This window comes from Streptomyces sp. NPDC018000 (assembly GCF_044328025.1).
GTDB lineage: Bacteria > Actinomycetota > Actinomycetes > Streptomycetales > Streptomycetaceae > Streptomyces.
The window spans coordinates 82,531-101,064 of record NZ_JBIRGM010000004.1 but is presented as its reverse complement, the minus strand read 5'-3'; the positions used below and the strand labels follow the sequence as shown (position 1 = coordinate 101,064).

The following is an 18,534-nucleotide window of genomic DNA, read 5'->3' as shown; positions in this document are numbered from 1 at the left end:
AGTGGTCATTCGGGGAACCGGCGGGACTGAAACCGGCCGGCCGGACCCCGCGGGTCTGTCTTTCGCTCCCCGTGCGGCGGCACGCCGCGCGTGGCAGTTCGAGCACAGCAACATCATGAGGAAAAGGTGACGGTCCTGCGAACTCGGCTCGCCGCCCGGGCCGGCGACAGGTGCCGGTTCCCGGCCCCGCCCTGCGGGCGGACGACGCTACTTTCGAAGCACGCCCTGAGCGCCCCTGTACAGGCGTTCGAGGTCAACGAGCATGACCTCACCGCGAGCGTTCGCCGCATGCAGGTCGGGGCTGAATCCCGAGGCACCGTAGAGGGCCGGACGGGCTCGGCTGAGGTCCTCACGGGAACCGAGTGCGTCCAGTACGCGCCTCAGGTGCTGCAGATGGTGGATGTCCATGCCGGTGTGCCATCGCGCCAGCCCCACCGACAGAAGGGGACCTCTCATGTGGTCGTCCCCTTGGCGGACCACGACCTCGGCGTCAAGGCCGGCGGCCGCCGACGGGTCGCTGAGGGAGCCGTACGACGCCGTGCCATGATCAGAGCCGGGGGTGGCCCAGTCGGCGAAGCGGGCCGCCCAGTCCCGGCAGACCTGGGCGAACCGGGGACCGGCTACGCGAGTGTTGAAATCGGTTCGCGCGTCTTCCCACACCGTCTCGGCGTCACTCTGTTCGAGAGCGGCCCTGCGCGGGCGCGCCACGGCGTGCTCGAAGGCAAGGAGCGGGTCCGCGATGTGGTGACGCGTGATCCCCGGCTGGAGTCCGTCCGTCTGCGACTGGAGCAGGCCGTGGTCGCGGAGGAGGGAGAGGGCGCGTGAGGCGTCGGTGAGCTGCTGTCCCAGGAATGTGGCGATTTCGCCATGGGTCGTGCAGCCTCTGGCCAGGGCGGCGAGTACGGAGTGACAAGCCCCGCGGTCCCATGGCCCGGTCTCCTCGTCGAGCAGATGGCGGGCTTCGTGGAACAGCGGCGTGCACGGATTGAGGACGGTGCGGCAGACCCAGGCATCGAAGTCGTCACTGTCGACGGGAACGTCGTCGCCCACGTAGTCGTGCCGGTAGGCGGGCGTCCCGCCGACGACCGTGTAGACAAGAAAGGCGAGCCTCGGGTCGTCGATGCCCCACAGTTGTGCCGCTGCGCGAAAATCCAGGGGCTGGATGTCGAGTTTCAGCGCGGCAAGGGCGCGCAACGGCGAAGAGGAGGCGAACAGCCGGGTCATGACCGGTGCGGTCTCGCCGCCGAGCAGCAGTCGAGCACGGTTCTTCAGCGGCGCTCTGTCACGGTGGCGGAGGGCGCCGTGGATGACGGACGGCAGGGCCGGGCTCGCCGCGACGAGGTCGGGGAACGAGTCGATGACCACGGGCAGCGGCCTGGTGTCACCCAACGCCAGCAAGGTGTCGAGACATTCCTTCCAATCACGCCAGTGGCTGGGCTGTGCGACCCGCCGGTAGCACGCGTACTCCTCGCCCACCCTGCGCAAGGACTCGGCTTCGGTGGCTTGCTGTCCACAGAAATAGAACCCGCCCGTGGCCTGTGCCACCGATTCCATCAGGAGCGTCTTGCCCTGGCGCGGCCGCCCCATGACGACGCCCAGCCCGACTCCCGGATGCGGATCGCCCGCGAAGGCCATCAAAGCTTCCCATTCGTCCTCCCTGTCGAAGAGACGATCGGGCTTGGCCGAACGTTCAGGAGGGTCCTCGACAGAGGTCTGTTGCTGCCCATGTACGGCCTTCACACCATGCACCTCCACAACCGGCTGAGGGCTATTTCATTCTCGGACTCGTGGCCCTCGGGCGCGCGCGCTGCCGGCCCTCGTGCCGTGGCGGGCCGCGCGGAATCCGCAAGAGGTCAGCGCCCGGACAGACGGAACCAGCGTTGTTCCCCCGCGGCCACGGTCACCAGCCGCTCACCCGGCAGACACACGCGCAGAGGGGGAGCGAACCGGGCGGGCGGGACACGAATTCCCAACCGGCCCGGAAGGAGGCGGACCCGGATGTCCCGGTGCCCGTGGTAGCAGAACGTGAACGTGCAGCGTGGCATCTCTCGGAGCGGTGCGGGGTCGAGGCGGAGTCCGTCCGGGCCTGCCTCCAGCCCCGCGAAGCCCCGTTCGACGAGTTCGAGGGTTCCGGCCATGGCACCGAGGTGTATGCCCTCGCCGGTGGTGCCGCCCTGAATGTCCGCCACATCGCTGAGCAGGGCTTCCTCGCAGTAACGCCAGGCGTCCGGACCTCCCTCACGGGCGAGCACCCAGCCGTGCACCAGGCTGCTGAGAGTCGAACCGTGGCTGGTACGGGCCAGGTAGTAGCTGACCGTCCTGCGCCACACCTCGTCATCGAGCCGGTATCCGAGACTTTCGAAGAGTGCCCGTAGCTCGGCGGGGCGGAAGAGATAGCCGAGCATGAGTGTGTCGGCCTGCTTGGATGCCTGATACCGGTTGACCGTGTCTCCCTCGGACTCCAGGATCCGGTCGAGGCGGCGGATGTCGCAGTACCGGGTGCGATAGGCATCCCAGTCCAGTTCGGCCAGTTCGCCATAGCCCTCGAACTGGCTGATGACGCCGCCGTGGAACGGCACGTACACGCGTCGTGAGACGACCTCCCAGCGGCTCAGTGTTTCGTCGTCCAGGCCGAGCCGCTCAGCCAGCTCCCGCCGACGGGTCGCAGGCAGTCCGTCGAACACCTCACGTGCGCGTGCGAGCGTCCAGGCGGCCGTCACGTTGGTGTACGCGTTGTCGTCGACCCCGGGGGCAGCGGCCTCGGGGTAGGCGTCGTGGTATTCGTCGGGGCCCACCACACCACGGATGCGGTAACGGTCGCGATCGGCGTCGTACGTGGCGGCGGCGCCCCAGTAGCGGGCGATGTCGAGCAACAGCTCGGCCCCCGGTCCTTGGATGAACCCGGTGTCGCCGGTGCTCTGCCCATATCGCCAGATGTTCCAGGCGATGGCCGATCCGACGTGGCGCTGCAAGTGCGAGTGGTCGGGCAGCCAACGGCCCGATCGGGGATTGAGGTGCAATGCCTGCGTCTCCTCCTTGCCCGAGCTGCCGCTCTGCCAGGGGAACATCGCTCCTCGAAGGTCTGCCCGCCGGGCCGCGGTACGGGCTGCGGGCAAGCGGCGGTGGCGGTACATGAGCAGGCCACGCGCCACCTCCGGAAAGTGCAGGGTGAGGTACGGCAGCACGAACAGCTCGTCCCAGAAGACATGCCCTCGGTAGGCCTCGCCGTGCAAGCCCCTGGCGGGCACTCCCACGTCCAGTTCGGCCGTGTGCGGGGAAAGGGTCTGCAGGACGTGGAAGAGATGAAGCCGAAGGATGCGACCCGATTCGCCGGGCACCTTCAGTTCGCCCTGTCTCCACAGATGTTCCCAAGCGGCACGGTGAGAAGCGAGCAGTTCAGCGAACGCCGGCGCTTGTGACACGTGCTCGACGGCAAGTGAGAGGGGATCGCCCGGAGGCCGGTCCAGCGATGTGTACAAGGCGGCGCACTTCACGACGGCCGCGGAATGCCCGCGGGAGACCGGCAGTCTGAATCTCTGGGCCGTTTCGGTCTGCGTGCAGCTCGCTCCCACGGCGACGAGTGGCCGCGACGACGTCCTGACGGCGATGGCGATCCGGATCCGGGACGAACGGGTCCGGCAGGACAGCCAGGCCACGCCGTCCGTCCCCGCCCCGGCACGGTGGCCGGTGAGGTGGTGGCCTTCCAGGCCGCGGTAACGCTCGACGCCGGCGTTGGTGACGCTGCCGTCGATGACGGACTCGATCTCGATCGCCCCGCTCCAGCCGTACACGTGGAAAGCGGTCCTCTGGACGGCGAGATACGGATCACCCATGTGGACGAGCCTGGTGTGGGTGACGCCGAGTCGGCGGCCGTGACCGTCCTGGAAGAAGAAGTGGCGAGTGAGAACGCCGCCTCGCAGGTCGAGCGAGACACCGCAGTGCCGCAGACTCGGGTCGTCGGGTGTGAGCCACCGCCCTGCCGGTCCGTCGTCCGGGAGGCAGCGGTAGCGCAGCCGCGACCAGTCGGGGAGGTTGACCAAGTCCTCGTTGCAGACCTGTTGTCCTGCGATGCTCGAGGAGAGCCGGTCGGAACACCCGGCAGCGTACGTACCTGGGTAGTGGGCCACGCCGGCCGCTGACTCGGGTGTGGCTCCCCGGGTGGCGAACCTTCCGTTGCCGAGGGTGCACAGAGCCTCGACAGTACGCTCCTTCCTGGGGTCGTAGCCGCCGAAGTCCCAAGTCCATTTCGTGCCCATGTCCACTCTCCGCGGTGCTCCGGCGCTACCGGTCCCGGAATTGCTGGGAAAGTTCGCCCTCCACCTCGTCCCACTCCTTCTCCCACCCCATGTACCTGAGCCTGTCCACCAGCTTCGTGAAGGCTTTCCACACTGCGACGAAAAGTCCGGTCACCACTGCGAAGGTCCCTGCTGCCGTCAGCCATGCGGATGCAACGGCCTGACCGGGCGTCGGGGGTGCGCTGCTGGTGATCACGCCTTGAGCAGTGGTCCAGATCGGTACGGACGCGCCGGCCGGGCTGCCCGCCCGGACACTGACCACTGCCGTGCGCTCGGTTCCGTCGGGCTGTGTCCACCGGACGGGTGCACGCACCGTTGTCTGTCCTACCGCGGCTGCGGCGGGGACGCCCGTGCCGGAAATCAGGCGCGCCTCCACCTTCCTCACATGGGGGAGCGTGTGGAGACGATGTGTCTCGGCGTCATGCACGGCACGGCCGGCGGTGGCCGATGCCAGCGGTGCCGCCAGCAAGAAGACCACGGCCAGAACCACCCTGCCCCAGCGCTGGATACGATCCGAGGTCCGGATCGGCAGCCTGCGCGTACTGGGCACGCCGTGTCCCTGTCCTTCTCCGGGGCGCGTTTCCTCAGCCATGGTCCGGCCTCCTTCCCCTGCCGCAACGGAGCGTGCCCGCAGTGCGTCGCAGGGTGAAGCGTGCGGGCAGAAGCGCCTACCACCATCCTCTGCACATCGCACGGCTCCCGGCATGGGCTGGGCGGGGCGCGAGACCAGGCCGGTCGGCCCAAGCGCCGTGCAACGCCGAGCGGCACACGGCGGAGAGCACGAGGAGCACGCGCGAGTGGCCCCACCCCCTCCCTTGAGGAATTGCGAGATATGGGAGCGTGGGCGGGTGAGTGAGACGACGACTGAAACCCTGCAATACCGCTTTGACGGGCCCCAGGACGCACCGGCCCTGGTGATCGGCCCCTCCCTCGGTACTTCATGGCACATGTGGGACCGACAGATACCGGAGCTCACCCGGCACTGGAGAGTCTTCCGCTTCGACCTCCCCGGTCATGGCGGCGCCCCCGCCCACCCCGCGACCGCCGTCACCGAACTCTCCGATCGGCTGCTCGCCACCCTCGACGGGCTCGGCGTCCAGCGCTTCGGGTACGTGGGCTGCTCCATCGGCGGCGCGATCGGCGCCGACCTCGCGCTGCGCCACCCGCACCGGGTCGCCTCGCTGGCCCTGGTCGCCGCCTCGCCCCGGTTCGGCAGCGCCGACGAGTTCCGCCAGCGCGGGGTGGTCGTCCGTACCAACGGCCTGGAGCCGATGGCCCGCACCGCACCGGAACGCTGGTTCACCCCCGGTTTCGCCGCCGCCCAGCCGGCCATCGTCGAGTGGGCCGTCCAGATGGTCCGCACCACCGACCCCGGCTGTTACATCGCAGCCTGCGAAGCCCTCGCCACTTTCGACATCCGCGGCGAACTCGGCCGCATCACCGCCCCCACCCTCGTACTGGTCGGCGCCGAGGACCGGGTCACCGGACCGGGCGACGCCCGCACCCTGGTCGCGGGCATACCGGACGCCCGGCTCGCCCTCGTCCCCGGCGCCTCCCACCTCGTCCCGGTCGAGCAGCCAGGAGCCGTCACCGATCTGCTTCTCACCCACTTCTCCTCGGCCTGGCCGGACACACTCGCCGCCATCCCCGTCGCGCCCTCCGCCCCGCAGGTCTCCACCCCGCAGATCTCCACCCCTGTGCTGCCCGTCGCGGAGATCACCGCCGCCACACCGCGGCCCGAGACCGGGACCACCGGACGCACCGACCCGTACGAGCCCGGCATGAAGATGCGCCGCGAGGTGCTGGGCAATGCCCATGTGGACCAGGCCATGGCCGCCTCCGACGATTTCACCGGCGACTTCCAGGAGCTGGTCACGCGCTACGCCTGGGGCGAGGTCTGGACCCGGGAAGGCCTGGACCGCCGCGTCCGCAGCTGCGTCGCGCTCAGCGCGCTGGTCGCCTCCGGCCGTCTGGAAAGCCTGGCCGTGCATGTCAGGGCCGCGCTGCGAGGCGGCGTCACCCCGGCCGAGATCAAGGAGGTGCTGATGCAGACCGCCGTGTACTGCGGAGTGCCGGCCGCGAGCGCCGCCTTCTCGATCGCCCAGACCGTGATTCAGGAAGAAACCACGCCCCGCCCGTAGAAGGATGGGCCCATGAACGCTGTGAACCCCGTGCACCTGACACTGACCAAGAAGACGCACTCCTGTATCCGTCTGGAGAAGGACGGTCGGACACTCGTCATCGACCCGGGTGGCTTCTCCGAGCAGGACGCCGCCGTCGGCGCCGACGTGATGCTGGTGACGCACGAGCACCTGGACCACTTCAACGAGGAGCGGCTGCGTGCCGGTATGGAGGCCGACCCGGCCGCCGAGATCTGGACCTTGCGCAGCGTCGCCGACCAGCTCTCCGCGGCCTTCCCCGGCCGTGTCCACACCGTCGGCCACGGCGACACCTTCTCCGCGGCGGGCTTCGACGTACAGGTGCACGGCGAGCTGCACGCGGTGATCCACCCGGACATTCCGCGGATCACCAACATCGGCTTCCTGGTGGACGGTTCGGTCTTCCACCCGGGCGACGCGCTCACCGTCCCCGACCAGCCGGTCGACACGCTGATGCTCCCGGTGATGGCCCCCTGGAACAAGATCTCCGAGGTCATCGACTACGTACGCGAGGTCAAACCGCGCCGCGCCATCGACGTCCACGACGCCCTGCTCACCGATCTCGCCCGCCCGATCTACGACACGCAGATCGGCAGCCTCGGCGGCACCGACCACGGCCGGCTGGCCCCGGGGGACTCGACCGGCCTGTGACCACCGCCGGTCCGGCGAGTGTCAGTGGGAGCCGCTAGGTTTACGTATATGCGCATCGCCACCTGGAACGTCAATTCGATCACTGCCCGGCTCCCGCGGCTGCTGACCTGGCTGGAGAGCACCGGCACGGATGTGCTGTGCATTCAGGAGACCAAGTGCACGGCCGAGCAGTTCCCGGCGGACGAGCTCCGGGAGCTCGGCTACGAGTCCGCGGTCAACGCCACCGGCCGGTGGAACGGGGTCGCGCTGGTCTCCCGGGCTGGCCTGTCCGACATCGTCGAGGGGCTGCCCGGCGGCCCCGAGTACGAAGGTGTGCAGGAGCCCCGGGCGATCTCCGCGACCTGCGGCCCGGTCCGCCTCTGGTCGGTGTACGTGCCCAACGGCAGGGAGGTCGAGCACGCGCACTACGCGTACAAGCTGCGCTGGTTCGATGCCCTGCAGAAGGCCGTTGCCGCGGACGCCGCCGGTTCGCAGCCGTTTGCGGTCCTGGGCGACTTCAATGTGGCCCCGACCGACGAGGACGTCTGGGATCCGGCGCTGTTCGAGGGCGCGACCCATGTCACCCCCGCCGAGCGCGCCGCCCTCGCCGCACTGCGCCATGAGGGGCTGGCCGACGTCATGCCGCGCCCGCTCAAGTACGACCGCCCGTATACCTTCTGGGACTACCGGGAGCTGCGCTTCCCGAAAAACAAGGGCATGCGGATCGATCTCGTCTACGGCAACGCGCCCTTCGTCTCGGCGGTCAAGGACAGCTATGTGGACCGCGAGGAGCGCAAGGGCAAGGGTGCGTCCGACCACGCCCCGGTGGTCGTGGACCTCGATCTCTGACGGTCCGCTCCGCCGCCGGGCTTCCGCCTCCGCACCCGGAGCCCCCATGTGCCGGTAGGTCTTACGACTGCTCGCTGTGACCAGGACAGCCCCGCCCGTTCAGCGCCGGGCGGGGCTTCCTCCGTTGCCCGTCAGAGCGCAGGAACTTTGTCCTGGCTCCGATCGGTGGCCCGGCGCATCCCCAGTGACGCCCCGGCGGTGCACAGCGCCAGGACCATCAGCAGCGCGCTCACCCACAGCGGCGACCGGAAGCCGAACCCCGCGCCGATCGCGAGCCCTCCGAACCAGGGGCCGAGCGCTCCGCCCACATTGAACGCGGATGTGGCGAACGAGCCGGACAGAGTCGGTGCGTCGGCCGCCAGCCGGAATACCCACGAGATCAGCGCCGTCCCGGTGCCGAACGCAAGCGCACCCTGGACGAAGACGAGTGCGACCGTGGCGAGCGGGCTCCCCGCGGTCAGCGCGAATGCGGTCCAGCCGACGGCGAGCGAGACCAGACCGGCCGTGGTGAGGGCGACCGGCCGAGTGTCGGTGATCCGGCCGGCGACGGTGACCCCGACGAACGAACCCAGGCCGAACAGCGCGAGCAGGGTGGGCACCCAGGCGGTACCGAGTCCGGTGACATGGGTGGCGAGCGGTTCGAAGTACGAGAACGCGCAGAACGTCGCCCCTTGCACAAGGGCACTCGTCAGCAGGGTCAGCAGCAGCCGCGGACGGGCCAGAGCCCGCAGTTCGTCGCGTGCGGGTGCGGGGGTGGACTTTGGCCGTGTCCCCGGAATCGTCCTTGCGATCACGACGACGGCCGGTACGGAGACGAGGGCCACGGCCCAGAACGCCGACCTCCACCCCCAGTGCCCGCCCAGCGCCGCACCGGCGGGCACCCCGGCCACACAGGCGATGGTGACGCCCCCGACCACCACGGACGTGGCGCGTGCCCGTGCCTCGGGGCCGGCCATGGAGACCGCGGTCACCAGGGCCACGGCCCAGAAACCGGCATTCGCCAGCGCCCCGACGACCCGCGTCGCGAGCAGCACCCCGTAGCTGGGCGTGAGCGCGCCGAGGACATGGACGGCGCCGAAGACACCGAGGAAGAACAGCAGGGCACGACGGCGCGGCCAGTTCCGGCTGAAGAGCGCCATCAACGGCGCCCCGACGACCATCCCGATCGCGAAGGCCGAGGTGAGCAGCCCCGCGGCCGGAATGGATACGTGGAGGTCGGAGGCGATGTCCGAGACCAGACCGGACAGCATGAATTCGGATGTGCCCTGGGCGAAGACGGCGAGCCCGAGTGCATAGACAGCAAATGGCATGAAGGAACCCCATGGACGGCTGATGGATGGACCAGGAAGGGGGTGTGGGCCGCGCCCGCCCGTCATGACGAGCGGCAACACGGAAGAACGTCCGGGGTGTTCATGGACGGGACTCGACAGCCCGGCAGACGCCGGAGCCGGAGAATCTGCGCACGAATGGATCACGAGCGCATACGGGAAGGCGCAGCCCACACTGCGGTGGTCCTGCGGCGGCAGCCAGGCAGCAGCGACCCCACGGCCGGTGCTCGGCCGTACGGGATCACCTCGACAGCGGATCAGCCACCGGTGGACCGGTGGCTAGTCTCTGTCGGACTCGGGGCTGGACATGATTGCGAAGCTACCAGTGCGGATCTCCTCGCTCCACCCCATTCTCCGCCGCAGCACCGGAGCGCCGGAGCCTGGCGGTTGCGGGCGGTGCGCACGGCGGCGCGCGGCCGGGGTGCTCGCGTCCGGTTCAGCACTGCAACGACAGGCCGCGCGCCTTGTGGTGCGTAACACGCCAGGGATGCGACCCTGAGTGGCATGAACATCCCTTTCCTGGACAACTGGCGTAAGCGTCATGACGGTACGCGAGGGGCGGGGCTCTCAGCTGCCGCCGCGGCTGATCCCGCGGGCGTGGCCGAGCTTCTCGCCGAGTGCGAGCTGCTGCGTGTCCGGGCGGGGCAGCGGGGGCTCGAACTCGATGACAGCCCCGGTTCGTTGGCGGCTCTCGACCAGCTGCCGCCGCGCTGGCGCGACGATCCCGAGGAGCTGCCCTGGCTGGGCAACGATGCGGGGCTGTACCTGGGCACGGTTCTGGTGCGCAACGTCCCCGATGCGGTCTGGAGCATCTGGCCGAGTGGGCAGCCCGTGGTGCGGCTTGCCTCGGGGCGGGAGATCGATGTGGTCGAGGCCGGGCTGGACTGGGCGATGACGGGCAGCCCCGAGCTTTCGCAGGTGTACTCGGAGTCGGCCGAGGGATAGAGCTTCCACCAGAACCAGATAAGCAGCCTTATGTCTCATTTATGCGTGTCGGAGGCGAAGCCCCTTTTTCGCGCTGGATAGTTTGCGCTGACCTCGACATAGCGACAAGTGGGTGGGGCAGCGTATGGCCGTCGATCCGTTGATCGAGCTGCGGGACGTCAACAAGTTCTATGGGCAGTTGCACGTACTGCGGGACATCAGTCTCACCGTCGGTCGTGGGGAAGTGGTAGTGGTCATCGGTCCCTCCGGCTCCGGTAAATCAACGCTCTGCCGGACCATCAACCGGTTGGAGACGATCGAATCGGGTTACATCGCGATCGACGGCAGGCCTCTTCCCGCGGAGGGAAAGGGGCTGGCCCAGCTCCGGGCCGAAGTGGGTATGGTCTTCCAGTCGTTCAACCTGTTCGCGCACAAGACCGTGCTGGCCAATGTCTCGCTCGCCCAGCTCAAGGTCCGCAAGCGAAAGAAGGACGAGGCGGACCGGCGCTCCCGCGAGCTGCTGGAGCGGGTCGGACTCGCCTCGCACGCCGACAAGTTCCCCGCACAGCTCTCCGGTGGCCAGCAACAGCGGGTGGCCATCGCGCGCGCCCTCGCCATGGATCCCAAGGCGCTGCTCTTCGACGAGCCCACCTCGGCGCTCGACCCGGAGATGATCAACGAGGTGCTGGAGGTCATGCAGCAGCTCGCCCGGGACGGCATGACCATGGTCGTCGTCACACACGAGATGGGCTTCGCCCGCTCCGCCGCCAACCGTGTGGTCTTCATGGCCGACGGCCGCGTCGTCGAGGACCGCACTCCCGAGGCGTTCTTCACCGCTCCGGAGAGTGACCGTGCCAAGGACTTCCTGTCCAAGATCCTCAAGCACTGACGGGGATCTCCGTGTTGCGTACGAGAAGAGTTCTGGCTCTCTGCGCCGGTCTCCTGCTGGCCGTGCTCGCCGCCGGTTGCGGCAAGGAAGGAAGCCCGCCGGTGAAGGGCCCGAAGCCCGGGCAGCTGCCCGTATACACGGTCGACACCAGCTTCCGGCTGCCCGAATCGCCGACCTGGAAGAAGGCGAAGGAGCGCGGATACCTTCGGGTCGGGGCCAAGGAGGACCAGCCCTATCTGGGCGAGAAGGACCCGGCCACCGGTGTCTACTCCGGCTTCGACATCGAGATCGCCAGGATGATGTCGGCCTCGCTCGGCTTCGACCCGAGGACGACCCGCTTCAGGACCATCGCCTCCGCCAACCGCGAGACGGCGCTTCAGAACGGCCAGATCGACTACTACGTCGGCAGCTACACCATCAACGCCATGCGCAAGAAGCTCGTCGGATTCGCCGGGCCCTACTTCATGGCCGGACAGTCACTGCTCGTCCGCACCGACGAACACGACATCGACGGCCCGCAGGACCTGGCCGGCAGGACCGTCTGCTCGGCTGCGGGATCGACCCCGTACCAGCGCATCGCCGCCGACTACCCGAAGGCGGTCCTGGTCGCCTACGACACGTACTCGATCTGCGTCGACAACCTGTTGACGTACCAGGTCGACGCCGTCACCACCGACGACGCGATCCTGCTGGGCTTCGCCGCCAAGGCGCCCAAGGAGCTGAAGGTGGTGGGCAAGCCGTTCTCCAAGGAGCCGTACGGCATCGGCGTACCGCGCCGCGACAACGCGTTGCGGTTCGCCCTCAACGACGCCCTGGAGGCAAACGAGAAGAACGGCAACTGGAAGAAGGCGTTCGAGGCCACACTCGGTCTGTCGGGGGCGCCCGCACCGACTCCGCCGCCCATCGACCGCTACCCGGCGACCTGAGAGGGCGGGCATCGACCGTGGACGTACTCACAGAGAACTTCTCGCTCTACCGCCAGGGCTTCCTCGGCACGGTCGAACTGGCCGTCTACTCCTCGATCCTGGCCCTGCTCCTCGGCTTCGTCATGGCCTCCTGCCGGGTGGCGCCCGTCGGCTCGCTCCGGGTGTTCGGCACGGTCTGGGTGACGGTGCTGCGCAACACCCCGCTGACGCTGCTCTTCTTCGCCGTCCTGCTCGGGCTGCCGCGCTTCGGCCTGGTGCTTCCCTTCAAGGTCTTCGCGGTCCTCGCGCTCGGCTGCTACACCTCCGCGTTCATCTGCGAGGTGCTGCGCTCCGGTATCAACACCGTGCCGACGGGGCAGGGGGAGGCGGCCCGCAGCCTCGGCATGACGTTCGGTCAGACGCTGAACAGCATCGTGCTGCCGCAGGCGTTCCGATCGGTGATCCCGCCGATCGGCTCCACGCTGATCGCCCTCACCAAGAACTCGGCGATCGCCGGGGCATTCAGCGTCACCGAGCTCCTCGGCACCTACAAGACCCTCAACGAGCTGGGCTACAGCATCATCTGGACCTTCGTCTGGATCGCCGTCGGCTACCTGGTCATCACCCTGTCCATCAGCGCGCTCTTCAATGTGCTGGAGAACCGCTGGGGAGTCGCCCGATGACCACCCGCACCGCGCCGTCCCCCACCGCGCTCTACGACATCCCGGGCCCGGTCACCCGTAGACGCCATCGCTTGTACGGGATCGTCTCGACGGTCCTGATCCTCGCCGTGGCCGGCTGGGTCGTCCATCTGCTCTTCGACACCGGACAGTTCACCAGCGCCAAATGGACACCCTTCGCTTACAAGGGCATTCAGGAACTTCTGCTGCGCGGACTGGGCAACACCCTCAAGGCGTTCGGGTACGCCGCGGTGCTCTCCCTCGTGCTTGGGGCAGTGCTCGCCGTCGGCCGGCTCTCCGACCACCGGGCCGTGCGCTGGGTCTCGACGCTGCTGGTCGAGTTCTTCAGGGCCATGCCCGTACTGGTGATGATCTTCTTCATCTTCGTGGCACTGAAGGTGCAGCCGCTGCCCGCGCTGGTCTCCGGTCTGACCCTGTACAACGGCTCGGTGCTCGCCGAGGTGTTCCGTACCGGAATCAACTCGGTGGAGCGCGGCCAGCGTGAGGCCGCGTACGCGCTGGGGATGCGCAAGACGCAGGTCACCACGTTCGTACTGGCCCCGCAGGCGGTGCGTGCCATGCTGCCCGCGATCATCAGCCAGCTGGTGGTGGCGCTGAAGGACACCTCGCTCGGCTATCTGATCACCTACGAGGAATTCCTCCACGCGGGCAAGCTCATCGCGTCCAACCTCGACTACGATCTTCCCTTCATCCCTGTGGTGATGGTGATTTCGCCGATCTATATCGGAATGTGCATGCTGCTCTCCTGGTTCGCGACATGGGTGGCCAAGCAGGAGCGGCGCAGTCCGAAGACGAAGGCCGTGGCAGTCGCACCGGCCGAACCAGGAACGCTGCTGCCGGGAGTGCAGTAGCCGGGAGCCGCTGCGAAGCGGTCCCCGAGGAGCAGTGCCCGCCCGGCAGCAGCCGGTGATCACTTCTCGCCCCCGGCGGACACGTACGACGGGTCCGCCGGGGGCGAGGAGAAGGTCAGCTGCGAGCCGGTCGGGCTGTGCTCGATGCACAGTCTCCTGTCAGCATCGGCAGCAGCAGCGCCGCGGACCAGCTGAAGTTGGGGGAGTTGAGCGGCGCGCCGGTGGTCGGGTCGTAGTTCTCCATGATCGGTCCGTTGCCCGTGAGACCCGACGCGTGGGTGAGAAGCCGGTCCGTCAGGGCGTCCGCATCCTTGCCGTATCCGTAGCGACGCAGGCCGCCGAGGGCGAAGCAGGCCTGGTCGAGCCAGACGGGGCCGCGCCAGTACGCGGTCGGCGAGAAGTAGGGGGAGCTCTTGGCCACGGTCGGGAACGGGACGGTGGTGGCGAACTCCCCGGGATCCGTCAGCTTGTCGCGCACGGCACGGGCCTGCGCCTCGGACGCTGTGCCGGTCCACAGCGGGACGGCGCCCTCGATGCCGCGTCCGCGGGCCGTGAGCGGTGCGCCGGTGTCGAGCGCGGTGTCATGGAACCAGCCGTCCTCGGGGTCGTACATCGTCATGCGGACGGCGGCGGACGTGGCGGCGGACCGCTGCTTCCACCGTTGGGCGTCGGCGCCGCGGCCCAGCGCACCCGCGATGCGCGCCAAGTAGCCCTGATCTGCGGCGAGATAGGAGTTCAGGTCGACGGACTCCTGGTTGAGGGAGTAGCCGAGGAGTGTTCCGTCGGCCGCGTGGTTGGCGACGACGCCGGTGCCGAGGGCGCCGTCGAAGCGGGGCGCGTTGTCCATGCCGCTCTCCCAGGCCGCGGCAAGACGCCGCTCCTCGGGCGAGTCGTTGGCGGGGTCGACGGTGGCGCCGTACTCGGCGAGGCCGTCGTGGTCGTGGTCGCGGTTGCGGTACCACCAGGCTTGGTAGGCGGCGAGTTTCGGGTACATCTCGCGCAGAAAGGCCTTGTCCCCGTTCTTCGCGTACACCTCCCAGACCGCCCAGGCGGCCAGTGGGGGCTTGGAGTTGCGCTCGTTCCAGTTGCCGCCGTCGCGCGAGGGGTCGTTGTAGAAGACGACGTCGGGGATCATCCCGGCGTCCTGCGGACGGGTCGTGGAGTCGGGGGATATCTGCCAGTCGAACATGGCGCGGATCTGCGACTCGGCCAGGTCGGGCGCGAAGCGTGCCGTGCCCACGGCCTGCTTCCAGGTGTCCCAGGCCCAGATGCCGCCGGTGAACCACTTGTAGGAGATCGACGGCGTGATCCCGTCGTGTTTGATCTGCCCTGCCGCGCCCCGCCAGTTGGTGACGAGCGTCTCCAGCGACTTCACGGCCGTGCGCCGCCGGTCCGCCGGCACGCCCCGGGTCACCCCGGCGACATAGCCCCGCCAGCGCGCGTCGGAGGCGGAGACGACGGCGTCGGGGTGCGCGAGTACGTCACGGACCTTCGCCTTCTCCTTCGCGCGCTCGGCGGCGGTGAAGGTGTAGGACTCGGTCCAGTCGAAGCTGTGCGAGCGGCCAGGCGCGAGGGTCACCGGTTTCGTGACCTCGGTGCGGTACGTGTCGCCGTCCACCGTCGTGCGGACGGCGTCCTTGTGCGTGACCTCGAAGCGCTCCGTGCCGTCGGTGAGGTAGTCCCAGGTCTCGCGGACCTTTGCGAAGCCGACGCCGACACCGGAGCCGGTGGCGGTCAGTGAGGGCGCGTCGCGCATCGGCCGGTCGGCGGGCCGCAGCAGGCTGCCTGTCCAGTCGGCGCCCAGTGTGCGGGGCGCCGGGCCGGTGTTGCGGATCTCGGCCCGCACCAGGGCGCTGCGGCCGGTGGCGAAGCGGAGTTCGAGGGTGAGGCGCAGGCCGCGGCCGAGGTCGTACGACTGGAGGAGCCGGCCCGGGAGCGAGGTGAAGCGTGGCGCGCCTCCCTCGGCCAGGTCCAGGGTGCGGCCGTGTTCGGTGAGGCGGATGCGACTGAAGGACTTGCTGAGCCACCAGGGGTATTCCTGGGCGATGTAGAGGGGCCCGGAAAAGCCTCCGTACGTGTGCTTGTCGCCGGCCTTCGGCAGGGCGTAGGCGTGCCAGGCCCCCTGGTCGGCGAAGACGGTGACGGGGTTGTTGTCGTCCTTGCCGTCGCCGGGCAGGGCGGCGGTGGGGGTGCCGTGCAGATCGAGGACGTCGGCGTACGAGGGCGGTGGCGCCGGGCGCCCGTGGGCGGAGGCCGACTGCGGCACGGCGAGGGCGCCGACGGCGAGGAGGAGTGCGGTGAGGGCGCTCAGAGGCCGGTGTCCGGTCACGTGTGGGTCTCTCCCTGGGAGTCGGTGGTGGCGATGCGCAGGACGGCGGCGCCGAGCGGGCCGAGGCCGACGTGGTCGCGGACACGGGCTCCGGTGAGCAGGTCGGTGCCGCCGGCCGCGTACGGGCCGCTCAGTGGCGTCCGCGTGCGGTGGTCGTTGTGGTTGAGGACGAAGAGGTACGTGGCCCGCTCGCCGCGTCGGACGGTCGCCTCGACCCCGCCGGGGACGTCGAGCACGGGGCGTACGCCCGCGGCGCGCAGCGCGTCGTCGAGCAGCGCTGCGATGCCGTCGCCGAGGTGGGCGCTCGCGTACCACGCGGTTCCGGTGCCGTAGGGGTGGCGGGTGACGGCGGGGCGCCCGGTCAGCTCTCCGGACGCGTACGAGTCGACGACCTCGGTGTCGGGGGCGTCGGGTTCGATCCACTCGCTCCACAAGGTGGCCTCGGCTCCGGAGGCGAGCCGCACCACCTCGACGTCGGGGATCGGCCAGAACTCGTCGACGGACACGCCGAGTACCTCCCTCAGCGGTCCCGGTGCGCCCCCGTCGTGGATGTGGTCGTGGCCGTCGACGACGCCGCTGAAGGGGCCGCACACGAGGTGGCCGCCATCGCGGACGTAGGCGGCGATGCGGTCGGCGTTCTCGGGCCGCAGGAGGTGGAGGTTGGGCGCGAGGACCGCCCGGTATCCGTCGAGGTCGGCGTCCGGGGGCACGAAGTCGGCCGGGACGGCCCGGGCGTGGAGGGCGGCGTACCAGGGACGGAGCAGGTCGGGCCAGCGCATGCGGGCCGAAGGATGGTCGTCGGCCTCCAGGGCCCACCAGGAGTCCCAGTCGAGGACGATCGCCACGTCCGCCGGGGTGGTGGTGGCGCCGGTGACCTCGCCCAGCCGGGCGAGTTCGGCGCCGAAGCGGACGGTCTCACGCCAGCCACGGGAGGCGGTGCCGCGGTGCGGGAGCAGCGCGCTGTGGTACTTCTCGGCGCCGGCGCGGGAGGCTCGCCATTGGAAGTACATGATGCCGTCGGCGCCGCGGGCCAGGGCCTGGAGGGACCAGAGGCGTTGCAGGCCGGGCTTCTTGGGGACGTTGACCGGCCGCCAGCTGACCGCGGACGGCGCCTGTTCGAGGAGCAGCCAGGGCCTGCCGCCCTTGAGGGAGCGCATCAGGTCATAGTTGAGGGCCGCGTTGACATGGGCGCGCGGGTCGGCCGGGTCCGGGTAGGCGTCGTCGGAGACGAGGTCCTCGTGCGCTGCCCACTTCCAGTAGTCGAGGGCCTTGAACATCGACATGAAGTTGGTGGTGGCCGGGGTGTCCGGACTCAGCTCCCTGAGTGCCTCGCGCTCGGCGCGGTGGCAGTCGAGGAGGGCGTCGGAGCAGAAGCGCCGCCAGTCGAGGAGCTGCGTCGGGTTGACGGGACCCGGCGCGGTGCGTGGCGGTTCGATCTCTTCGTACGTGCCGTAGCGCTGGGACCAGAACGCGGTGCCCCAGGCGTGGTTGAGGCCGTCGATCGTGCCGTAGCGGTCGGTGAGCCAGGCCCGGAAGTGGTCGGCGGAGTGGGCGCAGAAGCACTCGGTGACATGGTCGCCGTACTCGTTGTGGATGTGCCACAGGGCGAGGGCCGGGTGGTCGGCATAGCGTTCGGCGAGGGTGCGGGTCAGGCGCAGGGCGGCGGCGCGGTACTCGGGCGAGGACGGGCAGTAGTGTTGCCGCGAGCCGAATTCGAGACGTACGCCGTCCGCGGTCACCGGCAGGATCCCGGGGTGGGCGCGGACCAGCCATGCGGGCGGCGAAGCGGTCGCGGTGGCCAGGTCGACGGCGATGCCGTGGGAGTGCAACAGATCGAGGAGCCGGTCGAACCAGGCGAAGTCCCATGTGTCCGGGCCGGGTTGGAGACGCGCCCAGGAGAAGACGCCGACGGTCACCATGGTGACACCGGCCTCGCGCATCAGTCCGGCGTCATCGGCCCAGACGTCCTCGGGCCACTGCTCGGGGTTGTAGTCACCGCCGTAGAGGACACCCGGGACGCGGGTCAGGCGGCTCATCCCTTCACCGCCCCACCGAGAAGTCCGGCGGCGCGGAAGCGGTCCGTGCGGTAGTAGAGCGCGCAGGGGCCTGTGTCCCAGGGCAGTGCGAAGACGGCGCCGGCCTCGCCGGTGACGGTGCGCCACGCGGCGCGGTCGAAGTCCCCGCCGTAGCGGCCGCCGAGGCTCGTCAGGTCGTAGAAGCCGCTCGGGAAGTTGCCTGTGTAGCGCGGCATGTGGCTGCCCTCGACCGTGAGGACATCGGCGAGGCCCGAGCCGCCGCGCAGGCCGACGGTGATTTTGTCGTAGGCGTTGTCGTAGCCGATGTCGACGGTGGTGCCGGGGTGGCGCTGCTCGAAGGTGCGGGCGAGGCGCTCCATGGCCTTGGCGGCCACGTCCCACGACCAGACGGTGATCTTTCCGCTTGCCTTGTCCGTTCCGTCGCCCCCCATGTCACTGATGTCGCGAGCGCCTCCGCCGCCCGCACCGCCCATGGCGCATCCGCTGACCAGGGACGATGCCGCGGCTGCGAGACCTGCGGTCGGAACAACCCGTCGGGTGGGTGCTGTTGGCACTCTTGCCTCCCGAAGTCCCAATGCCTAATGCTGTATTCAGAACACTGAATGACGGAGCCCGTCGTCAAGAGGTGTACACACAAA

Annotated in this window: 15 protein-coding genes; 8 read left to right on the top strand and 7 right to left on the bottom strand. The window is 69.3% G+C overall.

Annotated features, from left to right (window positions below; genetic code table 11):
• Positions 1 to 207: 207 nt before the first annotated feature.
• From ACH4EW_RS12170 to ACH4EW_RS12160, 3 genes are all read right to left on the bottom strand, one after another.
• Positions 208 to 1,740 carry an ATP-binding protein gene (locus ACH4EW_RS12170; protein ID WP_398254990.1) on the bottom strand — a complete coding sequence of 511 codons (1,533 nt, stop codon included), beginning with the start codon at positions 1,738 to 1,740 and terminating at the stop codon, positions 208 to 210.
• Positions 1,741 to 1,853: 113 nt separating this feature from the next.
• A complete protein-coding gene (locus tag ACH4EW_RS12165; protein WP_398254988.1) occupies positions 1,854 to 4,256 on the bottom strand; it encodes a glycoside hydrolase family 65 protein in 2,403 nt (800 codons plus the stop codon).
• Positions 4,257 to 4,281: 25 nt separating this feature from the next.
• Complete coding sequence (locus ACH4EW_RS12160; RefSeq protein WP_398254986.1) at positions 4,282 to 4,887, bottom strand: hypothetical protein; 606 nt, start codon at positions 4,885 to 4,887, stop codon at positions 4,282 to 4,284.
• A 256-nt stretch (positions 4,888 to 5,143) separates the two neighbouring features.
• Between ACH4EW_RS12160 and pcaC the strand changes: the two genes are divergently transcribed.
• Genes pcaC through ACH4EW_RS12145 form a run of 3 tightly spaced genes read left to right on the top strand, consistent with a single transcriptional unit; the run spans position 5,144 to position 7,933 of the window.
• Positions 5,144 to 6,436 carry a 4-carboxymuconolactone decarboxylase gene (pcaC, locus tag ACH4EW_RS12155; RefSeq protein ID WP_398254983.1) on the top strand — a complete coding sequence of 431 codons (1,293 nt, stop codon included), beginning with the start codon at positions 5,144 to 5,146 and terminating at the stop codon, positions 6,434 to 6,436.
• A 12-nt stretch (positions 6,437 to 6,448) separates the two neighbouring features.
• Positions 6,449 to 7,105, top strand: a complete 657-nt coding sequence (locus tag ACH4EW_RS12150; protein ID WP_398254981.1) for an MBL fold metallo-hydrolase — start codon at positions 6,449 to 6,451, stop codon at positions 7,103 to 7,105.
• Positions 7,106 to 7,153: 48 nt separating this feature from the next.
• The gene (locus ACH4EW_RS12145) at positions 7,154 to 7,933 is read left to right on the top strand and encodes an exodeoxyribonuclease III (RefSeq protein ID WP_398254978.1); all 780 of its coding nucleotides are present in this window, start codon (positions 7,154 to 7,156) and stop codon (positions 7,931 to 7,933) included.
• 131 nt (positions 7,934 to 8,064) lie between these two features.
• On the opposite strand, the gene ACH4EW_RS12140 is transcribed toward ACH4EW_RS12145, so the two are convergent.
• Positions 8,065 to 9,243 carry a Cmx/CmrA family chloramphenicol efflux MFS transporter gene (locus tag ACH4EW_RS12140; RefSeq protein ID WP_398254976.1) on the bottom strand — a complete coding sequence of 393 codons (1,179 nt, stop codon included), beginning with the start codon at positions 9,241 to 9,243 and terminating at the stop codon, positions 8,065 to 8,067.
• A 522-nt stretch (positions 9,244 to 9,765) separates the two neighbouring features.
• Between ACH4EW_RS12140 and ACH4EW_RS12135 the strand changes: the two genes are divergently transcribed.
• The 5 genes from ACH4EW_RS12135 (at position 9,766) to ACH4EW_RS12115 (ending at position 13,531) form a co-directional block, all read left to right on the top strand.
• Positions 9,766 to 10,206 carry a DUF6278 family protein gene (locus ACH4EW_RS12135; RefSeq protein ID WP_398254973.1) on the top strand — a complete coding sequence of 147 codons (441 nt, stop codon included), beginning with the start codon at positions 9,766 to 9,768 and terminating at the stop codon, positions 10,204 to 10,206.
• Positions 10,207 to 10,330: 124 nt separating this feature from the next.
• Positions 10,331 to 11,074: an amino acid ABC transporter ATP-binding protein gene (locus tag ACH4EW_RS12130; RefSeq protein ID WP_398256001.1), complete on the top strand. Its 744-nt coding sequence runs from the start codon at positions 10,331 to 10,333 to the stop codon at positions 11,072 to 11,074.
• Positions 11,075 to 11,088: 14 nt separating this feature from the next.
• The gene (locus tag ACH4EW_RS12125) at positions 11,089 to 12,000 is read left to right on the top strand and encodes a glutamate ABC transporter substrate-binding protein (protein WP_398254971.1); all 912 of its coding nucleotides are present in this window, start codon (positions 11,089 to 11,091) and stop codon (positions 11,998 to 12,000) included.
• Positions 12,001 to 12,017: 17 nt separating this feature from the next.
• The gene (locus ACH4EW_RS12120) at positions 12,018 to 12,662 is read left to right on the top strand and encodes an amino acid ABC transporter permease (RefSeq protein WP_398254969.1); all 645 of its coding nucleotides are present in this window, start codon (positions 12,018 to 12,020) and stop codon (positions 12,660 to 12,662) included.
• Entirely contained in the window at positions 12,659 to 13,531 is an 873-nt protein-coding gene (locus tag ACH4EW_RS12115) for an amino acid ABC transporter permease (protein ID WP_398254966.1), read from the top strand. The genes ACH4EW_RS12120 and ACH4EW_RS12115 overlap by 4 nt, the downstream gene beginning before the upstream one ends.
• Before the next feature lie 115 nt (positions 13,532 to 13,646).
• Here ACH4EW_RS12115 and ACH4EW_RS12110 read toward each other — a convergent pair whose 3' ends face one another.
• Genes ACH4EW_RS12110 through ACH4EW_RS12100 form a run of 3 tightly spaced genes read right to left on the bottom strand, consistent with a single transcriptional unit; the run spans position 13,647 to position 18,450 of the window.
• A complete protein-coding gene (locus ACH4EW_RS12110; protein ID WP_398254964.1) occupies positions 13,647 to 15,860 on the bottom strand; it encodes an MGH1-like glycoside hydrolase domain-containing protein in 2,214 nt (737 codons plus the stop codon).
• Complete coding sequence (locus ACH4EW_RS12105) at positions 15,857 to 17,896, bottom strand: beta-galactosidase (RefSeq protein ID WP_398254961.1); 2,040 nt, start codon at positions 17,894 to 17,896, stop codon at positions 15,857 to 15,859. The genes ACH4EW_RS12110 and ACH4EW_RS12105 overlap by 4 nt, the downstream gene beginning before the upstream one ends.
• Complete coding sequence (locus tag ACH4EW_RS12100) at positions 17,893 to 18,450, bottom strand: extracellular solute-binding protein (RefSeq protein ID WP_398254959.1); 558 nt, start codon at positions 18,448 to 18,450, stop codon at positions 17,893 to 17,895. The genes ACH4EW_RS12105 and ACH4EW_RS12100 overlap by 4 nt, the downstream gene beginning before the upstream one ends.
• Positions 18,451 to 18,534: the final 84 nt, after the last annotated feature.

What these genes read in the sequence shown, in the direction of transcription:
- ACH4EW_RS12165 (WP_398254988.1), bottom strand. Translation starts at nt 4,256, where the DNA reads ATGGGCACGAAATGGACTTGGGACTTCGGCGGCTACGACCCCAGGAAG.
- ACH4EW_RS12160 (WP_398254986.1), bottom strand. Translation starts at nt 4,887, where the DNA reads ATGGCTGAGGAAACGCGCCCCGGAGAAGGACAGGGACACGGCGTGCCC.
- ACH4EW_RS12150 (WP_398254981.1), top strand. Translation starts at nt 6,449, where the DNA reads ATGAACGCTGTGAACCCCGTGCACCTGACACTGACCAAGAAGACGCAC.
- ACH4EW_RS12145 (WP_398254978.1), top strand. Translation starts at nt 7,154, where the DNA reads ATGCGCATCGCCACCTGGAACGTCAATTCGATCACTGCCCGGCTCCCG.
- ACH4EW_RS12140 (WP_398254976.1), bottom strand. Translation starts at nt 9,243, where the DNA reads ATGCCATTTGCTGTCTATGCACTCGGGCTCGCCGTCTTCGCCCAGGGC.
- ACH4EW_RS12135 (WP_398254973.1), top strand. Translation starts at nt 9,766, where the DNA reads ATGAACATCCCTTTCCTGGACAACTGGCGTAAGCGTCATGACGGTACG.
- ACH4EW_RS12130 (WP_398256001.1), top strand. Translation starts at nt 10,331, where the DNA reads ATGGCCGTCGATCCGTTGATCGAGCTGCGGGACGTCAACAAGTTCTAT.
- ACH4EW_RS12115 (WP_398254966.1), top strand. Translation starts at nt 12,659, where the DNA reads ATGACCACCCGCACCGCGCCGTCCCCCACCGCGCTCTACGACATCCCG.
- ACH4EW_RS12105 (WP_398254961.1), bottom strand. Translation starts at nt 17,896, where the DNA reads ATGAGCCGCCTGACCCGCGTCCCGGGTGTCCTCTACGGCGGTGACTAC.